The sequence below is a fragment of the Rhizobacter sp. P3_B12 genome, from assembly GCF_056402895.1.
In genome coordinates this window covers 1-1,919 of sequence record NZ_JBFUGN010001096.1, presented here as the reverse complement: position 1 = coordinate 1,919, position 1,919 = coordinate 1, and the positions used below count along the sequence as shown (strand labels likewise).

Below are 1,919 nucleotides of genomic sequence, written 5' to 3'. Positions count from 1 at the left end.
CCCTTGGCGTTTGCGCCCTCGGCGCGGTACTCGTAGCTGATCAGCAGCGTGCGGTCCTGCGTGGACGGGGCGAAGCGGTAGACGCCGTTGACGACGGTGTACTGGCCGGCGGCCGGCGCCTGGCCGTCAATCACCGCCGCGCGCTCCAGCGATTCCATCGCGGCGGCATCGAGCACGCCCAGGTCGGTTGCGAAGGTGGCGCCCTGCGGGGGGTCGACGGTGACCTGCGCGGCGGCCTGGCTGGCAGCATCAGCAGCCGGCACCTTGACCACGAAGTCGAAGACGGCGGCGCGCACGCCGGCCGATGCCGTCTTGCCGAACTGCAGGCTGCCGAGGATCGCGCCGTTGATCTCGGCGTACTTGGCCTTGATCTCGATCTTGCCCTTGCCCTGCCCGACCGAGATCGGGAAACGCTTGGAGCCGTACAGCGTCTTGAGGTCGACATCGATGTCGACGGAGATGTCTTGCATCGTCCCGAGCCGCACGGGCRTCGGGTTCAGCAGCAACCTGCCCAGCGAGTCGTACGTGGGGATCGCGATGATCTTGCCGGTTCCGAAGTTGATCATTGGGTTCTGTGGATGAGGGTTGTGTGGGTCAGGTGACGAGGGCGAGGTCACCGGCGCGGGTCAGCGCCTGCACTTGGTAGGTCGCGGTCAGTCGGCCGATGGTCTCGTCGCCGCCTTCGGCGCGTGGCTCGGTGCGTACGCAGCGCAGACCACGGCCGAGGGTGTTCAGGCCGGCGTCGACGGCAATTGCGCGGTGCGCCTGAAGGTGCAGCCGGTCGACCGCCGTCTCCCAGTCGTCGCCGCGCACGTGGAAGTCCAGCTCGAACTCCATCAGGCCGCGCTGCACCGCCTGCGCAAAGGCGTCGGCCTGGCCGGTGGAGCGACGGATGTTGATGGCCGGGATCTCGTCGACGCCGAAGGCATCGACGCGGCCTCGGTGCACCCGCGTTGTCGCATCGGTGTCGGCGGCCTTGAGCGCCTGGTCGACGCGCTGCAGGATGCGTTCATGGGTGCTATTGCTGTCGACGCTCATGCGGCAGCCCCCAACGGAACCGGCTTCAGCTCGACCTGCAGCTCAGTGCCGTCGAGCACCGGCACGCCGGCCTCGCGCGCCACCCAGGTCTTGCCGGCCACGGTGAAACGGTCGCCCCGGAGTACGCCGTTCGGTGCGTCTGCGCTTTGCATTCGAATCGTCGGCTCGGTGCGCGCCTGCATGCCGTCCAGGCCGGTGCTGCCCGGTTCGTCGATGAGCACCCGCACCGGTTGGGCATCGCCGCCGGTCGGCGTGAACTGCGCATCACGGCCGAGCCGGGCGTAGAGCACCACCAGCTTCCGCGTGAAGATGTCGTCGAACATCCGGTGCGCCCGATCAGGCGTTGATCTTCACGTCGACGAAGGTCTCGCCGGCAGCGGCGGCCGTGAAGGCGAAGCCGGCCGAGACGATCACCGCATTGCCGGCGCCGACCGTGGCCGTGGTGATGACGCCCTGCAGGTGATCCCAGTGCACCGCATCACCGACGCCGATCGCGTCGGGGGCAAATTTGGGGAGCCTATAGACGCCCTCGACGGAAAACACGCCGGAGACGTTGGCGGGGACGTTGCCGACGGCCACACCGATGCGAGCACCGAGGCGCAGGACGCCGCCTGCGGCCACGGCTGCGGCCGGAGCGGTGGTGATGGCCTGGCCTGGTTGGACGAAATTCTTCATGGATTTCCTGTTGTGTGTTGTTGTTCAGCGTTGAGGGTCAGCCCCGGTCAACCATTGCGCTGCAGCGTCTTCCAGTCGAGCGCCTTGGCGCTCGCGTCGATGCGCACCTTGAACTCCACCCCGTCGACGCTCCAGCCTTGTTGCTGTTCCATCGTCGGAGCCTCGTTGCCGTCCAGGTAGTCGACCGTCACCACGTCGTGCATGCC

The 1,919-nt window shown here is 67.7% G+C and carries 5 protein-coding genes; all 5 read right to left on the bottom strand.

Annotated elements, in window-relative coordinates:
* A partial coding sequence (locus AC1D01_RS32515; RefSeq protein ID WP_477873625.1) for a major tail protein occupies positions 1 to 566 on the bottom strand: 566 nt, incomplete at its 3' end.
* A gap of 28 nt (positions 567 to 594) precedes the next feature.
* Positions 595 to 1,038, bottom strand: coding sequence for a hypothetical protein (locus AC1D01_RS32510; protein ID WP_477873624.1), 444 nt, complete (start codon positions 1,036 to 1,038; stop codon positions 595 to 597).
* A complete protein-coding gene (locus AC1D01_RS32505; protein WP_477873623.1) occupies positions 1,035 to 1,361 on the bottom strand; it encodes a head-tail joining protein in 327 nt (108 codons plus the stop codon). The genes AC1D01_RS32510 and AC1D01_RS32505 overlap by 4 nt, the downstream gene beginning before the upstream one ends.
* A 13-nt stretch (positions 1,362 to 1,374) precedes the next feature.
* Positions 1,375 to 1,713, bottom strand: a complete 339-nt coding sequence (locus tag AC1D01_RS32500; protein WP_477873622.1) for a capsid cement protein — start codon at positions 1,711 to 1,713, stop codon at positions 1,375 to 1,377.
* 47 nt (positions 1,714 to 1,760) lie between these two features.
* On the bottom strand, positions 1,761 to 1,916 hold the full coding sequence (locus tag AC1D01_RS38410; RefSeq protein ID WP_489740887.1) for a phage major capsid protein: 156 nt from the start codon (positions 1,914 to 1,916) through the stop codon (positions 1,761 to 1,763).
* Between the last annotated feature and the right edge of the window lie 3 nt (positions 1,917 to 1,919).

Excerpts from the sequence above, each read along its gene's own strand:
- AC1D01_RS32510 (WP_477873624.1), bottom strand. The coding sequence starts at position 1,038 with ATGAGCGTCGACAGCAATAGCACCCATGAACGCATCCTGCAGCGCGTC.
- AC1D01_RS32505 (WP_477873623.1), bottom strand. The coding sequence starts at position 1,361 with ATGTTCGACGACATCTTCACGCGGAAGCTGGTGGTGCTCTACGCCCGG.
- AC1D01_RS32500 (WP_477873622.1), bottom strand. The coding sequence starts at position 1,713 with ATGAAGAATTTCGTCCAACCAGGCCAGGCCATCACCACCGCTCCGGCC.
- AC1D01_RS38410 (WP_489740887.1), bottom strand. The coding sequence starts at position 1,916 with ATGCACGACGTGGTGACGGTCGACTACCTGGACGGCAACGAGGCTCCG.